At 71.0% G+C, this 20,378-nt stretch carries 22 protein-coding genes; 8 read left to right on the top strand and 14 right to left on the bottom strand.

Annotation, left to right across the window (positions count from 1 at the left end; translation table 11 throughout):
- Positions 1–28 precede the first annotated feature (28 nt).
- From ABT154_RS07815 to ABT154_RS07805, 3 genes are all read right to left on the bottom strand, one after another.
- On the bottom strand, positions 29–232 hold the full coding sequence (locus tag ABT154_RS07815; RefSeq protein WP_317874768.1) for a hypothetical protein: 204 nt from the start codon (positions 230–232) through the stop codon (positions 29–31).
- A 157-nt stretch (positions 233–389) separates the two neighbouring features.
- On the bottom strand, positions 390–506 hold the full coding sequence (locus ABT154_RS07810) for an SGM_5486 family transporter-associated protein (protein ID WP_317874769.1): 117 nt from the start codon (positions 504–506) through the stop codon (positions 390–392).
- A 17-nt stretch (positions 507–523) separates the two neighbouring features.
- Positions 524–1,906: a CynX/NimT family MFS transporter gene (locus ABT154_RS07805; RefSeq protein ID WP_351854178.1), complete on the bottom strand. Its 1,383-nt coding sequence runs from the start codon at positions 1,904–1,906 to the stop codon at positions 524–526.
- A gap of 63 nt (positions 1,907–1,969) precedes the next feature.
- Here ABT154_RS07805 and ABT154_RS07800 point away from each other — a divergent pair, with 63 nt between their 5' ends.
- A complete protein-coding gene (locus tag ABT154_RS07800) occupies positions 1,970–2,683 on the top strand; it encodes a FadR/GntR family transcriptional regulator (RefSeq protein WP_351854266.1) in 714 nt (237 codons plus the stop codon).
- Here the strand turns inward: ABT154_RS07800 and ABT154_RS07795 are convergent.
- From ABT154_RS07795 to fabG, 3 genes are all read right to left on the bottom strand, one after another.
- The gene (locus ABT154_RS07795; protein WP_351854176.1) at positions 2,628–3,038 is read right to left on the bottom strand and encodes a hypothetical protein; all 411 of its coding nucleotides are present in this window, start codon (positions 3,036–3,038) and stop codon (positions 2,628–2,630) included. The genes ABT154_RS07800 and ABT154_RS07795 overlap by 56 nt on opposite strands.
- A 161-nt stretch (positions 3,039–3,199) precedes the next feature.
- Entirely contained in the window at positions 3,200–3,976 is a 777-nt protein-coding gene (gene fabI, locus ABT154_RS07790) for an enoyl-ACP reductase FabI (RefSeq protein ID WP_317874773.1), read from the bottom strand.
- 5 nt (positions 3,977–3,981) lie between these two features.
- On the bottom strand, positions 3,982–4,701 hold the full coding sequence (fabG, locus tag ABT154_RS07785) for a 3-oxoacyl-[acyl-carrier-protein] reductase (RefSeq protein ID WP_317874774.1): 720 nt from the start codon (positions 4,699–4,701) through the stop codon (positions 3,982–3,984).
- A gap of 218 nt (positions 4,702–4,919) precedes the next feature.
- Between fabG and ABT154_RS07780 the strand changes: the two genes are divergently transcribed.
- Genes ABT154_RS07780 through tyrS form a run of 3 tightly spaced genes read left to right on the top strand, consistent with a single transcriptional unit; the run spans position 4,920 to position 9,151 of the window.
- Complete coding sequence (locus ABT154_RS07780; RefSeq protein ID WP_351854172.1) at positions 4,920–6,443, top strand: TldD/PmbA family protein; 1,524 nt, start codon at positions 4,920–4,922, stop codon at positions 6,441–6,443.
- Positions 6,440–7,831, top strand: a complete 1,392-nt coding sequence (locus ABT154_RS07775) for a metallopeptidase TldD-related protein (protein WP_351854169.1) — start codon at positions 6,440–6,442, stop codon at positions 7,829–7,831. Before ABT154_RS07780 ends, ABT154_RS07775 begins: the two co-directional genes overlap by 4 nt.
- 54 nt (positions 7,832–7,885) lie before the next feature.
- The gene (gene tyrS, locus ABT154_RS07770; RefSeq protein ID WP_317874777.1) at positions 7,886–9,151 is read left to right on the top strand and encodes a tyrosine--tRNA ligase; all 1,266 of its coding nucleotides are present in this window, start codon (positions 7,886–7,888) and stop codon (positions 9,149–9,151) included.
- A 99-nt stretch (positions 9,152–9,250) separates the two neighbouring features.
- On the opposite strand, the gene ABT154_RS07765 is transcribed toward tyrS, so the two are convergent.
- Positions 9,251–9,526: a GlsB/YeaQ/YmgE family stress response membrane protein gene (locus tag ABT154_RS07765; protein ID WP_351854167.1), complete on the bottom strand. Its 276-nt coding sequence runs from the start codon at positions 9,524–9,526 to the stop codon at positions 9,251–9,253.
- Between the two features lie 169 nt (positions 9,527–9,695).
- On the opposite strand from ABT154_RS07765, the gene ABT154_RS07760 reads away from it, so the two are divergent.
- Together ABT154_RS07760 and ABT154_RS07755 are read left to right on the top strand one after the other, a co-directional pair.
- On the top strand, positions 9,696–10,040 hold the full coding sequence (locus ABT154_RS07760; protein WP_351854164.1) for a DUF3099 domain-containing protein: 345 nt from the start codon (positions 9,696–9,698) through the stop codon (positions 10,038–10,040).
- Positions 10,041–10,222: 182 nt separating this feature from the next.
- The gene (locus ABT154_RS07755; RefSeq protein ID WP_351854161.1) at positions 10,223–10,453 is read left to right on the top strand and encodes a hypothetical protein; all 231 of its coding nucleotides are present in this window, start codon (positions 10,223–10,225) and stop codon (positions 10,451–10,453) included.
- 15 nt (positions 10,454–10,468) lie between these two features.
- Here ABT154_RS07755 and moaA read toward each other — a convergent pair whose 3' ends face one another.
- The 3 genes from moaA to ABT154_RS07740 form a co-directional block, all read right to left on the bottom strand.
- Positions 10,469–11,458 carry a GTP 3',8-cyclase MoaA gene (gene moaA / locus ABT154_RS07750; protein WP_351854158.1) on the bottom strand — a complete coding sequence of 330 codons (990 nt, stop codon included), beginning with the start codon at positions 11,456–11,458 and terminating at the stop codon, positions 10,469–10,471.
- 165 nt (positions 11,459–11,623) lie between these two features.
- Complete coding sequence (locus ABT154_RS07745; RefSeq protein WP_317874782.1) at positions 11,624–13,264, bottom strand: monocarboxylic acid transporter; 1,641 nt, start codon at positions 13,262–13,264, stop codon at positions 11,624–11,626.
- Positions 13,261–13,635, bottom strand: coding sequence for a DUF485 domain-containing protein (locus ABT154_RS07740; protein WP_351854155.1), 375 nt, complete (start codon positions 13,633–13,635; stop codon positions 13,261–13,263). The genes ABT154_RS07745 and ABT154_RS07740 overlap by 4 nt, the downstream gene beginning before the upstream one ends.
- Before the next feature lie 273 nt (positions 13,636–13,908).
- On the opposite strand from ABT154_RS07740, the gene ABT154_RS07735 reads away from it, so the two are divergent.
- Together ABT154_RS07735 and ABT154_RS07730 are read left to right on the top strand one after the other, a co-directional pair.
- The gene (locus tag ABT154_RS07735; RefSeq protein ID WP_351854152.1) at positions 13,909–15,444 is read left to right on the top strand and encodes a S8 family peptidase; all 1,536 of its coding nucleotides are present in this window, start codon (positions 13,909–13,911) and stop codon (positions 15,442–15,444) included.
- Positions 15,445–15,550: 106 nt separating this feature from the next.
- Complete coding sequence (locus tag ABT154_RS07730; RefSeq protein ID WP_351854149.1) at positions 15,551–16,852, top strand: CoA transferase; 1,302 nt, start codon at positions 15,551–15,553, stop codon at positions 16,850–16,852.
- Positions 16,853–16,912: 60 nt separating this feature from the next.
- Here ABT154_RS07730 and ABT154_RS07725 read toward each other — a convergent pair whose 3' ends face one another.
- The 4 genes from ABT154_RS07725 to ABT154_RS07710 form a co-directional block, all read right to left on the bottom strand.
- Positions 16,913–17,956 carry a zinc-dependent alcohol dehydrogenase family protein gene (locus ABT154_RS07725; RefSeq protein ID WP_351854147.1) on the bottom strand — a complete coding sequence of 348 codons (1,044 nt, stop codon included), beginning with the start codon at positions 17,954–17,956 and terminating at the stop codon, positions 16,913–16,915.
- 18 nt (positions 17,957–17,974) lie between these two features.
- Positions 17,975–18,607 carry a lysoplasmalogenase gene (locus tag ABT154_RS07720; RefSeq protein ID WP_351854144.1) on the bottom strand — a complete coding sequence of 211 codons (633 nt, stop codon included), beginning with the start codon at positions 18,605–18,607 and terminating at the stop codon, positions 17,975–17,977.
- Positions 18,604–19,509, bottom strand: coding sequence for a sterol desaturase family protein (locus tag ABT154_RS07715; RefSeq protein ID WP_351854141.1), 906 nt, complete (start codon positions 19,507–19,509; stop codon positions 18,604–18,606). Before ABT154_RS07715 ends, ABT154_RS07720 begins: the two co-directional genes overlap by 4 nt.
- A gap of 141 nt (positions 19,510–19,650) precedes the next feature.
- Entirely contained in the window at positions 19,651–20,373 is a 723-nt protein-coding gene (locus tag ABT154_RS07710) for a VIT1/CCC1 transporter family protein (RefSeq protein ID WP_351854138.1), read from the bottom strand.
- Between the last annotated feature and the right edge of the window lie 5 nt (positions 20,374–20,378).

Genomic DNA, 20,378 nt, shown 5'->3' with positions numbered 1-20,378 from the left:
AGCTTCGCACGAAACGGCTCACGCCGACTCAGAGAGAGAGCGTTTGCTGGATCCTCTCCAGGACCCCGCCGATCCCGGCGGCACCGAGGGGCTCGTGCACCTCGCCCGGCCCTGCCATCAGCAGCAGGAGGGCGACGAAGGCGGCTGCCGGGAGGGCGAGGGCCCACCAGGGCAGCCGGGTGTCGACGCCGCTCGTCGTGGGCCGGACCCGGGTGTACGTGTGGGCCGACATGACCGCCTCCGTGAGTGAGTGCTCCGCTTTCCCTGTTGTCTCCAACCTAGGGATCGCGGGCCCCTCGGCCCATCCGGTGATCCACCCACTTCACCCTGACACCCACCCCCTAGGGGATGCGGGGGTTACCCCCACCTCCGGGCGGGACGAACCGGTCTCACGGGGAGGCGACCGAGGCGATGACGGCGATCACGACCGTGATGCCGAGCATCGCGCCGAGCACGATGAGCAGCTTCTTCTGGCCGTTCTTGGGGTTGGGTTCGAGGACTGGCATGCGAACAGTCTCGCATCTCAGCCTTCGTCCTCGACCGTCCGGTCCCTGCCCGCCAGGGTTCCGACGATCATCTGCGGGATCATCAGTCCGCCCATGAGGACGATCGGCAGTCCCCAGCCGCCGCTGTGCTGGTAGAGCACGCCGACGAGGAGGGGGCCGGGGATCGAGATGAGGTAGCCGACGCTCTGTGCGAAGGCGGAGAGGCGGACGACGCCCGCCCCGGTGCGCGAGCGGAGGCCGATCATGGTGAGGGCCAGCGGGAACGAGCAGTTGGAGATGCCGAGCAGTACCGCCCAGACCCAGGCCCCGGCGGACGGGGCGAGGAAGAGGCCGGTGTAGCCGGTGAGGCCGCAGAGGCCGAGCGCGACGACGACCGGACCCTGGTTCTTCATCCGGGTCGCGAGCCGCGGGATGACGAAGGCGAGCGGCACGCCCATGACCATGGTGACGGCGAGGAGCACGCCCGCGGTGGAGGCGGAGACGCCGGCGTCGCGGAAGATCTGCGGCATCCAGCCCATGGTGATGTAGGCGCCGGTCGCCTGGAGGCCGAAGAACACGCCGAGGGCCCAGGCGGTACGGCTGCGGGTGATGCGCGAGCCGGAGGCGGTGGCGGCGGTCGCCGTCGGGGCCGCGGCGGCCGTCGCCTTCCCGGGACCGCTCTCCACGGGCGTGCCGGTACGGTTCCGGTCGCGCAGGAGCGGTATCCAGGGCAGGACGGCGAGGGCGGCGACGGCCGCCCAGACGCCGAGTCCGAGGCGCCAGTCCCCGCCGAGGGCCTCGGTCATCGGGACGGTCGCGGCGGCCGCGACGGAGGTGCCGAGGGCCAGCGCCATGGAGTAGAGGCCGGTCACGCTGCCGATGCGGTCGGGGAAGTACCGCTTGACGATGACGGGCATCAGGACGTTGCTGACGGCGATGCCCATGAGGGCGAGGGCGCTGGCGGCGAGGAAGCCGGCGGTGCCGGTGGCGAAGGGGCGCAGGAGGAGGCCCGCGAAGATCGCGGCCATGCCGGCGCAGACGACGGCGGCGGGGCCGAAGCGGCGGGCGAGGCGCGGGGCCGTGATGCCGAAGACCGCGAAGCAGAGCGGCGGTACGGAGGTGAGGACGCCGGCGACGCTGCCGCTCATGTGGAGGCCTTCGCTGACCTCTTCGAGGAGGGCGCCGAGGCTGGTGATGGCGGGGCGCAGGTTCAACGCGGCGAGGACGAGGCCGACGGTGACGAGGCCGAGGGTCCAGCGGTGCGCCGGGGCGGGTGCGGAAGAATCCGCGGCAGTGGTGGCCGCTCCGGACGCCGTCGTGAAAGCGCCCGGTGTGCCGGTGGCCGTCGTCGCGGCTCCGCCCTGAGCGGTGGTTCCGGCCGGTCGTGCGGCGGGGGCGAGGGTCTTCGGCTCGTCAGGCATGAGGTCATCATAGAATCATGGGATGATTGATTGTCCAATCTCGAACGAATGGGACGGTGCTCCATGGCCCTCGGCCACCCGCGGCGCGCAGGCCTCTCCGATCAGGTGATCGCCGAGCTGCGGAACCAGATCACCTCCGGCGAGTGGCCGGTGGGTTCACGCATCCCGACCGAACCCGAGCTGGTCGAGCAGCTGGGAGTGGCCCGCAACACCGTGCGCGAGGCCGTCCGGGCGCTCGCCCACAACGGTCTGCTCGACATCCGCCAGGGCTCGGGAACGTATGTCATCGCCACCAGCGAACTGGCGGGTGTGATGCACCGGCGCTTCGCCGGCTCCGACCCCCGGCACGTCGCCGAACTGCGCTCGACCCTGGAGTCCGCCGCGGCGCGGTTCGCAGCCGGGCGGCGCACCGAGCGCGACCTGAAGCAGCTCGACGCACTCCTCGTACGACGCGAGGAGGCCTGGGAGTCCGGGGACGCGGAGCGGTTCGTGACCGTCGACGCGGCCTTCCACCACGCGGTCGTCGCCGCCTCGGGCAACGAGGTGCTCACCGAGCTGTACGCGGACCTGGGCGATCTGCTGCGGGACTGGCTGCGCGGTGACGTGGGGCAGGTGCTGCGGCCGGAGAACCACATGGACCACGGGCGCCTGGTGGACGCGATCCGGGACGGTGAGGCCGAGCTGGCCGGCACGGAGGCGGCCGGCTACCCCTTCATGTGCCTCAGGAGCCCCGTACCGGAGCCGGCTCCGGAGCCCGGTCCGCCGGCTGGTGCGTGACCCAGGCCGACCGGACCTCCTTCCAGCACCGGCCGCTGACCTGCGCGTAGTCGGCGGGTCCGACCTCCACGGGGGCGCTGTCGGTGTCGACGTCCCACCAGCGGTCGCACTCGACGTGGAGGCGGACCCGGTCGGTACGGGGGTACGGGTTCTGACAGTGGGCGGTGACGCGGGAGCCCTGGACGACGGTGTGGCAGGAGGCGCCGAAGTCCTCCGGCTCCTCGGCCGCCGGAGTGGTGACGGCGATGTCCTCGGCCGGGGCGGGAGCGGCCCGCACCTCGGCGGCGAGGGCTGTCCCGGCGATCAGTACGGCGACGGTGGCGAACGCGCCGAACCCGTGACCTGTCGCGCGCATGCCCGCACCTCCTCCCCGTCAGCAGCAGGAACCTCACGCTCTGCCCCAGTCTGGGGTGATTCGCGCTACTTTTCGAGTCGGGCAGGAGTTGCACGACGAGAAGGGCCGTGCGTTCGCCCCGGAGGGCGGGCACACGGCCCTTCTGCTGCTGTACGAAGCGGTTAGGCGCCGATCGCGTGCAGACCGCCGTCGACGTGGATGATCTCGCCGGTGGTCTTCGGGAACCAGTCGGAGAGCAGTGCCACGATGCCGCGGCCCGCGGGCTCCGGGTCGGCCAGGTTCCACTCCAGCGGGGAGCGGCTGTCCCAGACGGCGGCCAGCTCGCTGAAGCCCGGGATGGACTTGGCGGCCATGGAGCCCAGCGGACCCGCCGAGACCAGGTTGCAGCGGATGTTCTGCTTGCCCAGGTCACGGGCCATGTAACGGCTGGTGGCCTCCAGCGCGGCCTTGGTCGGGCCCATCCAGTCGTACTGCGGCCAGGCGAACTGCGCGTCGAAGGTGAGGCCCACGACCGAGCCGCCCTCGGACATCAGCGGCAGCAGCGCCATCGTCAGCGACTTCAGGGAGAAGGCGGAGACGTGCATGGCGGTGGCCACGGACTCGAACGGCGTGTTCAGGAAGTTGCCGCCGAGCGCGTCCTGCGGCGCGAAGCCGATGGAGTGCACGACGCCGTCGAGACGGTCGCCGAACTGCTCGCGGACCTGGCCCTCGAGACGGGCGAGGTGCTCGTCGTTGGAGACGTCGAGCTCAAGGACCTTGACGTCCTCGGGCCGGGGCAGCTTCTTGGCGATGCGCTCGGTCAGCGTCGGCCGCGGCCAGGCGGTGAGGATGATCTCCGCACCCTGCTCCTGGGCCAGCTTCGCGGCGTGGAAGGCGATGGAGGACTCCATCAGCACACCCGTGATCAGGATGCGCTTGCCCTCGAGAATTCCGCTCATGGTGATCAGTGACCCATGCCCAATCCGCCGTCAACCGGGATGACGGCTCCAGTGATGTACGAGGCGTCGTCGGAGGCGAGGAACTTCACCGCGGCGGCGATCTCCTCCGGCTGGGCGTAGCGACCCAGCGGCACCTGGGACACGATGCCCGCGCGCTGCTCGTCGGTGAGCACCGCCGTCATGTCGGTGTCGACGAAACCAGGGGCGACGACGTTGAAAGTGAGGTTGCGGGAGCCCAGCTCACGCGCGAGGGAGCGGGCGAAGCCGACCAGGCCCGCCTTGGAGGCGGCGTAGTTGGCCTGACCCGCCGAGCCCAGCAGACCGACGACCGAGGAGATCAGGACGACGCGGCCCTTCTTGGCGCGCAGCATCCCGCGGTTGGCACGCTTGACGACCCGGAAGGTGCCGGTGAGGTTGGTGTCGACGACGGACGTGAAGTCCTCCTCCGACATGCGCATCAGGAGCTGGTCCTTCGTCACGCCGGCGTTGGCCACGAGGACCTCCACCGGACCGTGCTTCTCCTCGATCTCCTTGTACGCCTGCTCCACCTGCTCGCCATCGGTGATGTCGCACTTCACCGCGAGGCAGCCCAGTTCGGTGAGCGCCGCCGGCGGCTCGCCGGAGCGGTACGTGATCGCGACCTTGTCGCCGGCTTCGGCGAACGCGCGGGCGATGGCGAGGCCGATGCCCCGGTTTCCTCCGGTGACGAGAACCGAGCGGCTCAACGGATCACCCTTTCGATAGCGGTCTGGTAGCCGAAAACCTATCGGTATCGCCCCCGACATGAGGAATCGACCTCCGACAGTGGCGTACCGGTGTCACTGTCGGGTCCCTACAGCTCGGGGGCCCCCGGTCGGTAATGCGCCAACCCGGCGGTCCGTCCCGTGATTGACTTCCCGGACAGCTCAACACCGCCGTCCGATCACCGAGAGCGAGGCCGCTCGTGGTCCATCAGATCGACCCTTCGTTCGTCGCGTTGCCCCTGCGGGCACTCGCCGACGCGGCGCTCGCCCGAGCGCGTGCGCTCGGCGCCGAGCACGCCGACTTCCGTCTGGAGCGGGTGCGCAGCGCCTCCTGGCGGCTGCGCGACGCCAAACCGTCCGGTTCCTCGGACACCACCGACCTCGGATACGCGGTGCGGGTGGTGCACGGCGGGTCCTGGGGGTTCGCGTCCGGTGTCGACCTGACCATGGACGGGGCCGCGCGGGTCGCCTCGCAGGCGGTCGCCATGGCGAAGCTGTCGGCGAAGGTGATCGCGGCGGCGGGTTCGGACGAGCGGGTGGAGCTGGCCGCCGAGCCGGTGCACGAGGAGCGGACCTGGATCTCCTCGTACGAGATCGACCCCTTCTCCGTCCCCGCCGAGGAGAAGAGCGCGCTGCTCGCCGACTGGAGCGCGCGGCTGCTGCGGGCGGAGGGTGTGGCGCACGTGGATGCCTCACTGCTCACCGTCCACGAGAACAAGTTCTACGCGGACACCGCCGGCACCGTCACCACCCAGCAGCGGGTCCGGCTGCACCCGCAGCTCACGGCGGTCGCCGTCGACGAGACGACCGGTGAGTTCGACTCGATGCGGACGATCGCGCCGCCGGCCGGGCGGGGCTGGGAGTACCTGACGGGCACCGGCTGGGACTGGGACAAGGAGCTCGACGAGATCCCGGGGCTGCTCGCCGAGAAGATGCGGGCGCCGAGCGTGGAGGCGGGCCGGTACGACCTGGTCGTGGACCCGTCGAACCTGTGGCTGACGATCCACGAGTCGATCGGGCACGCCACCGAGCTGGACCGGGCGCTCGGCTACGAGGCGGCGTACGCGGGCACCTCCTTCGCCACGTTCGACCAGCTGGGCAAGCTGGCGTACGGCTCCTCGATCATGAACGTGACGGGTGACCGGACCACCGAGCACGGGCTCGCGACGATCGGGTACGACGACGAGGGTGTCCAGGCCCAGAGCTGGGACCTGGTCAAGGACGGCACGCTCGTCGGCTACCAGATGGACCGGCGGATCGCGAAGCTCACCGGCCAGGGCCGGTCCAACGGCTGCGCCTTCGCCGACTCCCCCGCGCACGTGCCGGTGCAGCGGATGGCGAACGTCTCGCTGCGGCCGGACCCGGGCGGTCTGTCCACCGAGGACCTGATCGGCGGCGTGGAGCGCGGGATCTACGTGGTCGGCGACCGGTCCTGGTCGATCGACATGCAGCGCTACAACTTCCAGTTCACCGGGCAGCGCTTCTTCCGCATCGAGAACGGACGGCTCGCCGGGCAGCTGCGGGACGTGGCCTACCAGGCGACGACCACCGACTTCTGGGGCTCGATGGAGCAGGTCGGCGGCCCGCAGACATACGTCCTCGGCGGCGCCTTCAACTGCGGCAAGGCCCAGCCGGGCCAGGTCGCCGCGGTCTCCCACGGCTGCCCCTCCGCCCTCTTCCGGGGCGTCAACATTCTGAACACGACGCAGGAGGCCGGACGATGAGCCGCGTCAGCAAGCCGTACGAGATCGTCGAGCGGGCCCTTGAGCTGTCCCGTGCCGACGGGTGTGTCGTCATCGCCGACGAGGAGTCCTCGGCCAATCTGCGCTGGGCGGGCAACACGCTCACGACCAACGGCGTCACCCGCGGCCGTACGCTCACGGTGATCGCGACCGTCGACGGCTCCCAGGGCACCGCCTCCGGTGTCGTCTCCCGCTCCGCGGTGACCGCCGACGACCTGGAGCCCCTGGTCCGGGCCGCCGAGGCCGCCGCCCGTGCCGCGGGGCCCGCCGAGGACGCCCAGCCGCTGGTACGGGACGTGCCCTCGTCGCCCGACTTCACGGACGCGCCGGCGGAGACCTCCTCCGGCGTGTTCGCCGACTTCGCCCCGGCGCTCGGCGAGGCCTTCGCCCGTGCCCGATCCGGCGGCCGTGAGCTGTACGGCTTCGCCAACCACGAGCTGACCTCCACCTACCTGGGTGCGTCGACGGGCCTGCGGCTCCGCCACGACCAGCCCAACGGGACCCTGGAGCTGAACGCCAAGTCCCCCGACCGCTCGCGCTCCGCCTGGGCCGGGCGCTCGACGCGGGACTTCAAGGACGTCGATCCGGCGGCGCTCGACGCCGAGCTGGCGACCCGGCTCGGCTGGGCGGAGCGGCGGATCGAGCTGCCCGCCGGGCGGTACGAGACGCTGCTGCCGCCGACGGCGGTGGCCGACCTGCTGATCTACCAGCTGTGGTCGTCCACGGCCCGGGACGCGGTGGAGGGCCGTACGGTCTTCTCCAAGCCCGGCGGCGGCACCCGGATCGGCGAGACCCTGTCGCCGCTGCCCCTGACACTGCGCAGCGACCCGAACGAGCCGGGCCTGGAGTCCGCGCCGTTCGTGATCGCGCACTCCTCGGGCGACGACTCGTCGGTCTTCGACAACGGTCTGCCGATCGCGGCGACGGACTGGGTGCGGGACGGGAAGCTGGACCGGCTGATCACCACCCGGCACACGGCGGGACTTACTCAGTTGCCCGTGGCGCCCGGAGCCGGGAACCTGATCCTGGACGGCGGCGGCGAGCGCTCCCTGGAGGAGATGGTCGCCTCGACCGAGCGCGGTCTGCTGCTGACCTGCCTCTGGTACATCCGCGAGGTCGATCCGGCGACGCTGCTGCTCACCGGTCTGACCCGGGACGGCGTCTACCTCGTCGAGAACGGCGAGGTGGTCGGCGAGGTGAACAACTTCCGGTTCAACGAGTCGCCGGTGGACCTGCTGTCGCGGGCCTCGGAGGCGGGCCGGACGGAGAAGACGCTGCCGCGCGAGTGGAGCGACTGGTTCACCCGGGCCGCGATGCCCGCCCTGCGGGTGCCCGACTTCAACATGAGCTCGGTCAGCAAGGGGGTCTGACCCACCTAGACTGGGCCGTGGCACCACCCCAATCGATCAAGGAGACGGACGACCGTGACGGACATCGTCGACGAGCTGAAGTGGCGTGGGCTCTTCGCCCAGTCCACCGATGAGGACGCACTGCGCAAGGCTCTCGCGGACGGTCCCGTCACGTTCTATTGCGGGTTCGACCCGACCGCGGCCAGTCTCCACGTCGGCCATCTGGTCCAGGTCCTCACCGTCCGCCGGCTCCAGCAGGCCGGGCACCGGCCGCTGGCGCTGGTCGGCGGGGCCACCGGCCAGATCGGTGACCCGCGGCCGACGGCCGAGCGCACCCTGAACGACCCCGAGACGGTCGCGAACTGGGTGAACCGGCTGCGCACCCAGATCGAGCCCTTCCTCTCCTTCGAGGGGGAGAACGCGGCGGTCATGGTGAACAACCTGGACTGGACCGCCGGCCTGTCGGCGATCGAGTTCCTGCGGGACATCGGCAAGCACTTCCGGGTCAACAAGATGCTGACCAAGGACTCCGTCGCCCGCCGTCTGGAGTCCGAGCAGGGCATCAGCTACACGGAGTTCAGCTACCAGCTGCTCCAGGGCATGGACTTCCTGGAGCTGTACCGCCGCTACGGCTGCACGCTCCAGCAGGGCGGCTCGGACCAGTGGGGCAACCTGGTGGCCGGACTCGACCTGATCCACCGCCTGGAGCCGGGGGCGCAGGCGCACGCGCTGGCGACCCCGCTGATGGTCAAGGCGGACGGCACCAAGTTCGGCAAGTCCGAGAGCGGGGCCGTCTGGCTGGACGCGGAGATGACCACGCCGTACGCGTTCTACCAGTTCTGGCTGAACGTGGACGACCGGGACATCTCGACGTACATGCGCATCCTGTCCTTCAAGTCCCGCGCGGAGCTGGAGGAGCTGGAGGCGCAGACCGCCGAGCGGCCGCAGGCGCGGGCCGCGCAGCGCGCGCTGGCCGAGGAGCTCACCACCCTGGTGCACGGCGCCGACCAGTGCGCGGCTGTCATCAACGCCTCCAAGGCGCTGTTCGGGCAGGGCGACCTGGCCGAGCTGGACGAGGCGACGCTCGCCGCCGCCCTGTCCGAGCTGCCGCACGCGCGGGTGACCGAACTGGGCCAGGTCGTGGACCTGTTCACCGAGGTCGGGCTCGCGGCGAGCAAGTCGGCGGCGCGGCGCACGGTGAAGGAGGGCGGGGCCTACGTGAACAACGTGAAGGTGACCGCCGAGGACGCCGAGGTGGCGGCGGACGAGCTGCTGCACGGCCGCTGGCTGGTGCTGCGGCGCGGCAAGAAGAACCTGGCGGCGATCGAGTTCGCCGGCTGAGCGGCGTACGACCGAGCTGCGTAGAACCGGGAGGCCCGGGTACGGCATGTGGTGTGCCGTACCCGGGCCTCCCGGTCTTCGTGTCTCCGGAGGGGCGCGCTAGGTGCGCTGCCGGGTTCCCTTCATGGAGGTCCAGAGCATGTCGCCGACCCCGACCACGGCGACGGCGCCGATCAGCTGGAGCAGGTGGCGGGTCCAGTCGATGCCCTTGGTGTCGTTGACGCCGATCCAGGTCGCGACCGCGTTGCCGAGCACGCTGCCGAGAATCCCGAACACGGTCGTCAGCCAGAGCGGGATCTGCTGCTTCCCCGGCAGGATCGCCTTCGCGATCAGGCCGAGGACGAATCCCACGATGATCGCCCACAACCAACTCATCGTCGCCTCCTTGTACGCATGTGCGCCCAGTCTCGGTCCCTCGGCCATACGGCGCATGTCGGACAGCGCCATCCGTGCCCCGGTCTCGTCGGCGCGGAAGGGCGGGCGTACGGTGGAAAGAGGTCCGGACCGGGGAGGGTCCGGCGCGACCGGTGGGTGGTGGACGGCGATGCCGAAGAGTGGCGGATCCGAGGTCTTCCGGATCACAGGAGCCCGGCAGGGGCTCGCCGACGACGTCCGGGGACGGCAGCGGCGCTACATCATCTCGATGACGGTCCGGACGCTCTCCGTGATCGCGGCGGCGGTGCTGTGGAACGTCGAGCGGCACGTGGCCGTCGTCGCGCTCGCCCTGGGCATCCTGCTCCCCTATATCGCCGTGGTCATCGCGAACGCGGGCCGCGAGTCGACTCCGCCCCTTCCCTCCACCTTCGTACCGACTCCGGCGCGGCCCGCACTGGATGCCAGGGAGGCTTCCGGCGACACGGACGGGGAGCAACCGTACGGCCAGAAGTGATCACGGAGAGTGGCCGGAAACCTCAGGAAAAGCTCAGATCAATCATGTGGTTCCAGTGCACCCGACCCCACGTGCCGTGACATACTGCCTACGCGCTCCGCATCCCCCGTCGGAGCGACAGACCGATGCCGGGCAGCTCCCCCCGTGGCTGCTCGGCATCGCCTTTGCTGGACAATGATCGGGTGAACGAAGAGAAGCCGATCTGTTCCGCCAAGGCCTGCCGCGCCGACGCCGTCTGGGTCCTCGCGTGGAACAACCCCAAGCTGCACACGCCCGAGCGTCGCAAGACCTGGCTCGCGTGCGAGGAGCACCGCGAACACCTCTCGCAGTTCCTGGGCGTACGGGGCTTCCTCAAGGACGTCGTCCCCCTCGTGGACTGGGAGTCCGAGTCCGGTTCCGAGGGCAGTCCCTAGGGACTCCGGCCGGCGTCAGCCGCCGATCGCCGACATCGGGCGCTCGGGCTGGAGGAAGCCGGGGTCGTCGAGGCCGGAGCCGGCCTTCTTGCCCCACATCGCCTTCTTCCACAGCTCGGCGACCTCCCCGTCCCCGGCGTCCGACCGGAGGGCGGCCCGCAGGTCCGTCTCCTCGGTGGCGAACAGACAGGTCCGCACCTGTCCGTCGGCGGTGAGCCGGGTCCGGTCGCAGGCCCGGCAGAACGGGCGGGTGACGGAGGCGATGACGCCGACCGTGTGCGGTCCGCCGTCGACGGTCCACCGCTCGGCGGGGGCCGAGCCGCGCTCGTCGGCGCCCTCGGCGGTCAGCGTGAAGCGCGTGCGCAGGGACTCCAGGATGTCCCCGGCGGTGATCATGCCGTCGCGCTTCCAGCCGTGCTGGGCGTCCAGCGGCATCTGCTCGATGAAGCGGAGCTCGTAACCCTCGGTGATCGCCCAGGCGAGGAGGTCGGGGGCCTCGTCGGCGTTGAGCCCAGGCATCAGGACGGCGTTGACCTTGACCGGAGTGAGTCCGGCGTCCCGGGCGGCGGCCATGCCGTCGAGGACGTCCCGGTGGCGGTCACGCCGGGTGAGGGTCTTGAAGACCTCGGGGCGCAGGGTGTCCAGGGAGACGTTGACCCGGTCGAGGCCCGCGGCCTCAAGGGCGGCGGCGGTGCGCTTCAGCCCGATGCCGTTGGTGGTGAGGGACATCCGGGGGCGGGGCTCCAGGGCCGCGCAGCGCTCGACGATGCCCACGATGCCGGGGCGGAGCAGCGGCTCGCCGCCGGTGAAGCGGACCTCGGTGACGCCGAGGTCGGTGACCGCGATACGGATCAGCCGGACGATCTCGTCATCGGTGAGGAGATCCGGCTTGGCGAGCCACTGGAGGCCCTCCTCCGGCATGCAGTACGTGCAGCGCAGGTTGCACCGGTCCGTCAGCGAGACTCGCAGGTCGGTGGCGACTCGGCCAAAGGTGTCGATGAGCACTGTCGGCCCCCTCCCCGTCTTGTGGTTGCGTGTGTTCCGAGCCTACGTGAGCACACCGGCGACGAGCAGGGCAGATTGTCACGAGGACCGGCGCGGTCGCGTCGTAGAACTCTACGACGCGGCCGTCCGATCACTGCGGAACGTATACGACCGGTCGCGTTCCGGTCAGTGCTTGACCGCCGCGGCGACCCCGACCCCGGTGAGGGACTTGACCTCCAGCTCCGCGTACTTGCCGGCATCCGGCTCCTCCTTGGAGAGAAGCGAGCCGAGCCAGCCGAGGAGGAAGCCGAGCGGGATCGAGACGAGGCCGGGGTTCTCCAGCGGGAACCAGTGGAAGTCCACGCCCTTGAACATCGAGGCCGGTCCGCCGGAGACCACCGGCGAGAAGAGGACGAGGACCACGGAGGAGATCAGTCCGCCGTAGATCGACCAGAGGGCGCCCCGGGTGGTGAACCTCTTCCAGAAGAGCGAGTAGAGGATCGTCGGCAGGTTGGCCGAGGCGGCGACCGCGAAGGCGAGGGCGACCAGGCCGGCGACGTTGAGGTCGCGGGCGAGGGCGCCGAGCGCGATCGACACGATGCCGATGAGGACGGTGGACCAGCGGGCGGCCCGCATCTCCTCCTTCTCGGTGGCTTTGCCGCGCTTGATCACGTTCGCGTAGATGTCGTGCGCGAAGGACGAGGACGAGGCCAGGGTCAGACCGGCGACCACCGCGAGGATGGTGGCGAAGGCGACGGCGGAGATGACGGCGAGGAGGATCGCGCCGCCGGTGGATCCGGCGCCGCCGCCGACCTCCAGGGCGGTGAGCGGGGCCGCCGTGTTGCCCGCCTTGTTGGACGCCTTGATGGTGTCGCCGCTGAGCAGGGCGGCGGCGCCGAAGCCGAGGACGATCGTCATCAGGTAGAAGGCGCCGATGATGCCGATGGCCCAGTTGACCGACTTCCGGGCGGCCTTGGCGGTCGGCACCGTGTAGAAGCGGATCAGGATGTGCGGGAGGCCTGCCGTGCCGAGGACGAGCGCGATGCCGAGCGAGAGGAAGTCCAGCTTCGACAGGGCGGTGGCGCCGTACTTGAGGCCGGGCTCCAGGAAGGCGTCGCCCTTGCCGCTGTTGGTGGCGGCGGCGCCGAGCAGGTCCGAGATGTTGAAGTCGAACTTGAGCAGGATGAGGAAGGTGATCAGGAGCGTGCCCGCGATGAGCAGGACCGCCTTGACCATCTGCACCCAGGTGGTGCCCTTCATGCCGCCGATGGTCACGTACACGATCATCAGGAGGCCGACGAGGGCGACGATCGCGATCTTGCCACCGTCGCTGGTGATGCCGAGCAGCAGCGAGACGAGGACACCCGCGCCCGCCATCTGCGCGAGCAGGTAGAAGATCGAGACGACGATGGTGGAGGTGCCGGCGGCGGTCCTGACGGGCCGCTGGCGCATCCGGTAGGCGAGGACGTCGCCCATCGTGAACCGGCCGGAGTTGCGCAGCGGTTCGGCGACCAGGAGCAGGGCGACGAGCCATGCGACCAGGAAGCCGATCGAGTAGAGGAAGCCGTCGTAGCCGTAGAGGGCGATGGCGCCGCTGATGCCGAGGAAGGACGCGGCGGACATGTAGTCGCCGGAGATCGCGAGGCCGTTCTGGAAGCCGGTGAACTGGCCTCCGCCGGCGTAGAAGTCGGCGGCGCTGCGGGTCTGGCGGCCTGCCCAGACGGTGATGACCAGGGTCGCGAGGACGAAGGCGCCGAAGAGGGCGATGATCAGCGGCCGGTGCTCGCTGGTGGCGTTGCCCGCCGCGAGCAGGACGGGGGTGCTCATACGTCGCCCTCCATACGGGTTCTGATGGCCTCGGCCTTGGGGTCGAGCCGGTTCGCCGCGTGCCGCGAGTAGAGCCAGGCGATGAGGAAGGTGGTGAGGAACTGGCCGAGGCCCAGGACCAGCGCCACGTTGATGTTGCCGAAGACCTTGGTGCCCATGAAGCCGCCCGCGTAGTTGGAGAGCAGCACGTACAGCAGGTACCAGGCGATGAAGGCCAGGGTGAGCGGGAAGGCGAACGAGCGGTACGTGCGGCGCAGTTCGCCGAACTCCTCGCCCTGCTGCACCTCGACGAACTCCTCCGTCGTGGGCTGTACGGGACCGGCGACGGTCGCCGTCCCGTCTCTGGGCGGCGGCGGTGCTTCGGTAGCCACGGATTCTCCTCGTGACGCGGGGGCGGGCGGCATGGTCAAAGGGGGCCTCACCTGGAGGGCGGACGCGGGACTCCGAGCGGAGCTCCTCCCCTGTCCAACGGCACGGAGCGGGAAGCGAAGCGGTTCACGCCGTGGATTTCTTTGAACAGATCTTCATGAAAACTTCTCAACTCATTGAAGCTTCGGGAAGATCAGCGATAGCTTCACTCGTCATGCACCTGTCCGCGCGTAAACCCGCGCGTGGACAGTACATACGGATGATGTGGAGAACCCATGGCTCATCTGGGATCGAGGCGCGGTCGAGCTCTCGCTCTGCCGGTTGGTCTCGCGCTCACGGCCTCGCTCGGCTTCCTTGCGCCCGGCGCCGCCTCCGCCGCGGAACTGAGTGACGCTCCGGCCGCCGTCGCGACGAACGGCCCGAAGCTCTCGTACGTCGTCAACGTCGACGGTGGCCGCTGGACCGCCGCCTCGGTGAAGAAGGCCATCGCCGCCGCCGGTGGCGAGGTCGTCGTCTCGTACGACCAGATAGGCGTCATAGTCGTCCACTCGCAGAACCCCGAGTTCGCGAAGACGATCCGTCAGGCGCGTGGTGTGGTGTCGGCCGGTTCGACCCGCACCGCCCCGCTGACCGTCCAGTCCGACGACGCCGTCGACGAGGGCGCGCAGACGCTGTCCGCCGCCGAGGCGAAGGCCGCCGCCGAGCGCGCGACGGACGAGCAGGACCCGCTGGAGCCCCTGCAGTGGGACCTCCCGGCGATCAAGGCCGACAAGGCCCACCAGAAGACCCTCGGCAGCAAGCGGGTCACGGTCGGCATCATCGACACCGGTGTCGACGACACCCACCCGGACCTGGCGCCGAACTTCGACGCCGCCAAGTCCGCCAACTGCGTGTCCGGCAAGCCGGACACCACCGCCGGCTCGTGGCGTCCGAACGTGGGCGAGAGCGACCACGGCACGCACGTCGCCGGCACCATCGGCGCCGCCAAGAACGGCATCGGCGTCACCGGTGTCGCGCCGGGCGTGAAGCTCGCCGGCATCAAGGTGTCCACCCCGGACGGCTTCTTCTACACCGAGGCCGTGGTCTGTGGCTTCGTGTGGGCGGCCGAGCACGGCGTCGACATCACGAACAACAGCTACTACACCGACCCGTGGATGTTCGCGTGCAAGAACGACGCGGACCAGAAGGCCCTGATCGAGGCCGTCACCCGCGCGACCCGCTACGCGGAGCGCCGGGGCACGGTCAACGTCGCGGCGGCGGGCAACTCGAAGTTCGACCTCGCGGCCGACTCGATCCTCGACAACAGCAGCCCGAACGACACCACTCCGGGTGACCGGGTCATCGACCCGAAGGAGTGCTTCGACTACCCGGCGATGCTGCCGGGCGTCGTGACGGTCTCCGCGACCGGAGCCAAGGGCCTCAAGGCGTCCTACTCCAACTACGGTCTCGGTGTCATCGACGTCTCCGCCCCCGGTGGCGACAGCACCGTCTACCAGGCCCCGGACGCCCCGGCGGTCAACGGCCGCATCCTGTCGACCACGGTCAACGGCGGCTACAACTACAAGGCCGGTACGTCGATGGCCTCGCCGCACGTGGCGGGTGTCCTGGCGCTCATCAAGTCGACGCACCCCCACGCGAGCCCGGCGGCGCTGAAGGCGCTGCTGTACGCGCAGGCCGACGACCGCGCCTGCACCAACCCGTACGACATCGACAACGACGGCAAGATCGACGCCGTCTGCGAGGGTGGCAAGAACAAGAACGGCTTCTACGGGGCCGGTCTGATCGACGCGCTGGACGCCGTCCGCCGCTAAGGCCGGACAGCTTCTCCTGGTCGCGGAGACCGAGTGAGGAAGGGGCCCTGGTGTGGTGAGCCACACCGGGGCCCTTTCGCGTGGCACCGAGTGCCATAGTGCCGCCATGGACAACACAGTGCGTTCCGGTACGGAGTTGCTGTGGTCGGCCCTCGGCGGCGATCCCGCCCTGGTCGACCTGGTGGAGTACGGCGGGGTGTCCGGGCTGCTGCCCGCGCGGCTGCCGGTGATGGATCTGGCGCGGGCGACGGTCGCCGTCGCCGGGCTCGCCGCGGTGGAACACGCGGGGAGTGCGGGTCCGGTGCGGGTGGACGACGGGGCCGTCGCCACCGCCTTCGTCAGTGAGCGTCATCTGCGGGTCGACGGGCGGGCCCCGGTGAACTTCGCGCCGCTGTCGCGGTTCTGGCGGGCGGCCGACGGCTGGGTCCGCACCCACGCCAACTACCCGCACCACCGGGCGGCGTTGCTCACCGCGCTCGGTGTGCGGGGGGAGTCGGTGGAGGCCGTCGCCGCGGCGGTCGGCGAGCGGAGGGCCGTCGAGGTCGAGACGGCGGTGTACGCGGCCGGAGGCCTGGCCGTCGCCCTGCGCCCGCCCGGGGAGTGGGTGGCGCATCCGCAGGGCCGGGAGGTGGCGGCAAGGCCGCTGCTGACCCGGGAGCGGCTCGACGAGGCTCCGCCCCGGCGCCGTTCGGGGCCGCTGCGGGTCCTGGATCTGACCCGGGTGATCGCCGGGCCGGTCGCGACCAGGACGCTGGCGCTGCTGGGGGCGGACGTGCTGCGGATCGACCCGCCGGGCAACCCCGAACTGCCGGACCAGCACGCGGAGACGGACGTCGGGAAGCGGACCGCCGCGCTCGATCTGGACCGTCCTTCGGACCGGCGTACCTTCGGTGAACTCCTCGACTCCGCCGATGTGTTGGTGACCGGTTACCGGCCGGGTGCGCTCGACCGGTTCGACCTGGGGCGGCCGGGGCTGGTGACCGCCCGGCTCTCCGCCTGGGGTGACTACGGGCCGTGGTGCGGGCGGCGCGGCTTCGACAGCCTGGTCCAGGTGGCGACCGGGATCGCGGTCGCCGAAGGCTCGGCGGAGGAGCCGGGGGCGCTGCCGGCGCAGGCCCTGGACCACGGCACGGGCTATCTGTTGGCGGCGGCGGTGCTGCGGTCGCTGACCGAGCAGCGCGCGGAGGGCGGCAGCCGTCTCGTCCGGCTCGCGCTGGCGCAGACGGGGCACTGGCTGACGGGAACGCTGCCTCGGTACGAGCCGGAGCGGTATCTCGCTGAGTCGGAGGGGCCGTTGGGGCGGCTGCGGCACGCGCTGTCGCCGGTGTCGTACGAGGGCGGTCCGGCGGGGTGGTCCCGGCCACCGGGCGTCGCGGGGGCGGACGCGCCGGAATGGCTGCGGGACTGACGGGGTGCGGTCCGGCCGGGTTGGTCGGGCCCGGCCGGACCGTAAGGTCCGGGGGCGCCGTTACGGCTTGACCAGGACCTTCAGGGACGTGCGCTCGTCCATCGCCTTGTAGCCGCCGGGGACGCCGTCCAGGCCGACGGTGAGGTCGAAGACCGGGGACGGGTCGATGGTGCCGTCGAGGACGTCGGGGAGCAGTTCCGGGATGTACGCGCGCACGGGGGCGACGCCGCCGCGCAGCGCGATGTTCCGGTCGAACATGACGGACAGGTCGAGGCCGGTGCCGCTGCCGTGCGGGACGCCGACGTAGCCGATGGAGCCGCCGTCGCGGGCGATGGCGACGGCGGTCCGCATGGACTGCTCGGTGCCGACGGCCTCGATGACGCCGTGGGCGCCCTGGCCGCCGGTGAGCTCGCGGACGGCGGCCTCGGCGGCCTCGCCGCGCTCGGCGACGACGTCGGTGGCGCCGAAGAGCCGGGCGATGTCGGTACGGGCGGTGTGGCGGCCCAGCGCGATGATCCGCTCGGCGCCGAGCCGCTTGGCGGCGAGGACACCGCAGAGGCCGACCGCGCCGTCACCGACGACGGCGACGGTGGAGCCGGGCTTCACGCCCGCGCCGAGGGCGGCGTGGTGGCCGGTGCCCATGACGTCGGAGAGCGCGAGGAGCGCGGTCAGCAGGTGGTCGTCGGAGGCGGCGTCGGCGGGCAGCTTGACGAGGGTGCCGTCGGCGAAGGGCACCCGGACGGCCTCGCCCTGGCCGCCGTCGGAGCCGGCCGAGCCCCAGAAGCCGCCCCGCGGGCAGGAGGTCTGGAGGCCCTCGGCGCAGTAGTCGCAGGTGCCGTCGGACCAGACGAAGGGGGCGACGACGAGGTCGCCGGCGGTGAAGCCGGTGACCTCGGAGCCGGCCGCCTCGACGATGCCGAGGAACTCGTGGCCGATGCGCTGGCCGGGCTGCCGGGCGGACTCGCCGCGGTAGGCCCAGAGGTCGCTGCCGCAGATGCAGGCGCGCAGGACCCGCAGGACGACGTCCGTGGGGTCCTGGACCACCGGGTCGGGCACGTCCTCCACGCGCATGTCGAACGGGGCATGGATGGTGGTGGCGCGCATGACGGACGGTCCTTGCTGTCAGACAGTTGTACGACGTTCACCGTACATCGCGCCGAGTGCTCCCGTCGTCAGCAGGTACTGCGCCGCGATGTAGGTCAGCATGACCCAGAAGTCGGGCGCGGGCAGCTGGGGCCATTCGGCGACGCCGGTGGCGATGAGGGTGTCGGACAGCAGGAACAGCGCGCCGCCGACCCCCGCGAGCAGCCCGAGGGCGCTCGCGCGGTAGGCCATGGCGGCGAGGAGCAGGGAGTACGCGGCGACCGGGATCCGCAGGTCGGCGGGGAGGTCGGGCCACAGGAGCACGAGGGTGCCGGCGAGGGCGACCGCGTACAGGACACCGAGCTGCGGGGACGTACGCCGGCGTCCGAAGAGGACCAGGTAGCAGACGTGCCCAGCGGCGAAGGAGCCCATGCCGACGAGGAAGGCCCAGTCGGCGTCGGAGAGCAGGAAGAGGTCGCCGCCCCAGCCGAAGAGGAGTGCGGCGGTCAGCAGCTTCGGGGCGCCCAGGGTGACGGCGTACGCGGCGAGCAGCGGCATCAGGAGGGGCTTGGCGATCTGGTGGCCGAGCTCGGCGCCGGCGAGCAGGGAGACCAGGTCGACGGCTGCGGCGAGCCCGAAGGCGGCGAGCAGGACGTGGGAGGAGGTCTTCACGCGGTCACCTCGGGGGCGGTGGTGGGGGCGGTCGTGTCCGCCGGAGCGGGGGTGGCCGTGCCCGCGGTGGTGGCGGCCGGCTGCCAGCCGGGGCCCCGGAAGACCCGGCCCGCCCGTTCGCGCCAGTCGTTCGCGGCGCGGAGGTCGCGGGCGATGGCGGCGTACTCGTGGGTGGCGACGCGGAGCGGGTTGTAGGTCTCGATGTTCTTGGTGAGCCCGTACACGGGCCGGTCGGTCTCGGGGACCCAGGAGCCGAACATCCGGTCCCAGACGATGAGGATGCCGCCGAAGTTCCGGTCGAGGTAGCCGCCCTGGGAGGCGTGGTGGACGCGGTGGTGCGAGGGCGTGTTGAGGACGTACTCGAAGGGCCGGGGCAGCTTGTCGACCCGCTCGGTGTGGATCCAGAACTGGTAGACGAGGTTGATCGAGTAGCAGAACGCGACGGCCGCCGGGTGCACGCCGAGGGCGATCATCGGCAGGTAGAACGGCCAGCCCGTCACGCTGGTCCACGGCTGGCGCAGGGCGGTGGTGAGGTTGAACTTGCGGCTGCTGTGGTGGACGACGTGACAGGCCCAGAGGACCCGGATGACGTGGTGTCCCCGGTGCTGCCAGTAGTACAGGAAGTCCTGCGCGAGCAGCATGAGCGGGATCGTCCACCAGAGGACGGGGACGCGGAGCGGGGTCAGCTCGTAGACGGCGGTGTAGATCGCGACGACCGGGATCTTCCACAGCGCGTCGAAGGCGAGGCTCCCGATCCCCATGCCGAGGCTGGTGGCGGCGTCCTTGGTCTCGTACCCGGCGGCGTCCTCGTCGGGGTGGATCCGGTGGCTGACCATCTCCAGGACGGTGAGCAGGACGAACGCCGGTATGGACCAGAGAACGACATCGGGCAGGTTCGGCATGCCGTCGACGGTAGAGGCGTGGGCGGGGGTGCGGCTAGACGTGGTTACCAACAAGTATGCGAGACGGCTTGTCAGCAAGCTTTGGCACCTTCTGACAAGTTCTGATCAGGGCCTTACGGTGAAGGGCTGCCCGCGCCCCCGTCAGACCCCCGAGACGTCCAGCAGGGAGCCCGCTCCGTAGGTGACCGCCATCGCCAGGGCGCCGCCCGCCACGTTGCGCAGGACCGCGCGGCCCGCGGGGGCGTCGCCGAGACGGGCGCTCCCCCAGCCGGTGAGGGTCAGGGCCGCCAGGACGGAGACGACCGTGATCCAGAGCCGCACGGAGGCCGGCGGCAGGACGATCGCGAGGAGCGGCAGCAGGGCTCCGACGGTGAAGGCGAGGAAGCTGGCGCCCGCCGCGTGCCAGGGGTTGGTGAGGTCGTCGGGGTCGATGCCCAGCTCCACGCGCGCGTGGGCCCGCAGGGCGTCGCGGGCGGTGAGCTGTTCGGCGGCCTCGCGGGCCACCTCGCGGGAGAGGCCGTGGGTGGCCAGGAGGCCGGTCAGTTCGTCGAGCTCGGCCTCCGGCCGCTCGCGCAGTTCGCGCTTCTCCTGGGCGAGCGCCGCCCGCTCGGAGTCGCGCTGGGTGGAGACCGAGACGTACTCCCCCGCCGCCATCGACATCGACCCGGCGAGCAGCCCGGCCAGGCCTGCCGTGAGCAGCGCGGCCTGGGACCCGGTGGCGCCGGCCACGCCGACGACGAGGCCGGCGGTGGAGACGACTCCGTCGTTGGCTCCGAGCACGGCGGCCCGGAGCCAGTTGAGGCGGGAGCCGAGGACGCCGTGGGCCTCGACGTGTGCGTCGTCCGGTACTAGGGGTGCGGTCACGTCAG

This window comes from Streptomyces sp. NPDC001728 (assembly GCF_040297565.1).
Classification (GTDB): Bacteria; Actinomycetota; Actinomycetes; order Streptomycetales; family Streptomycetaceae; genus Streptomyces.
This window is presented reverse-complemented; position numbering and strand designations above follow the sequence as displayed.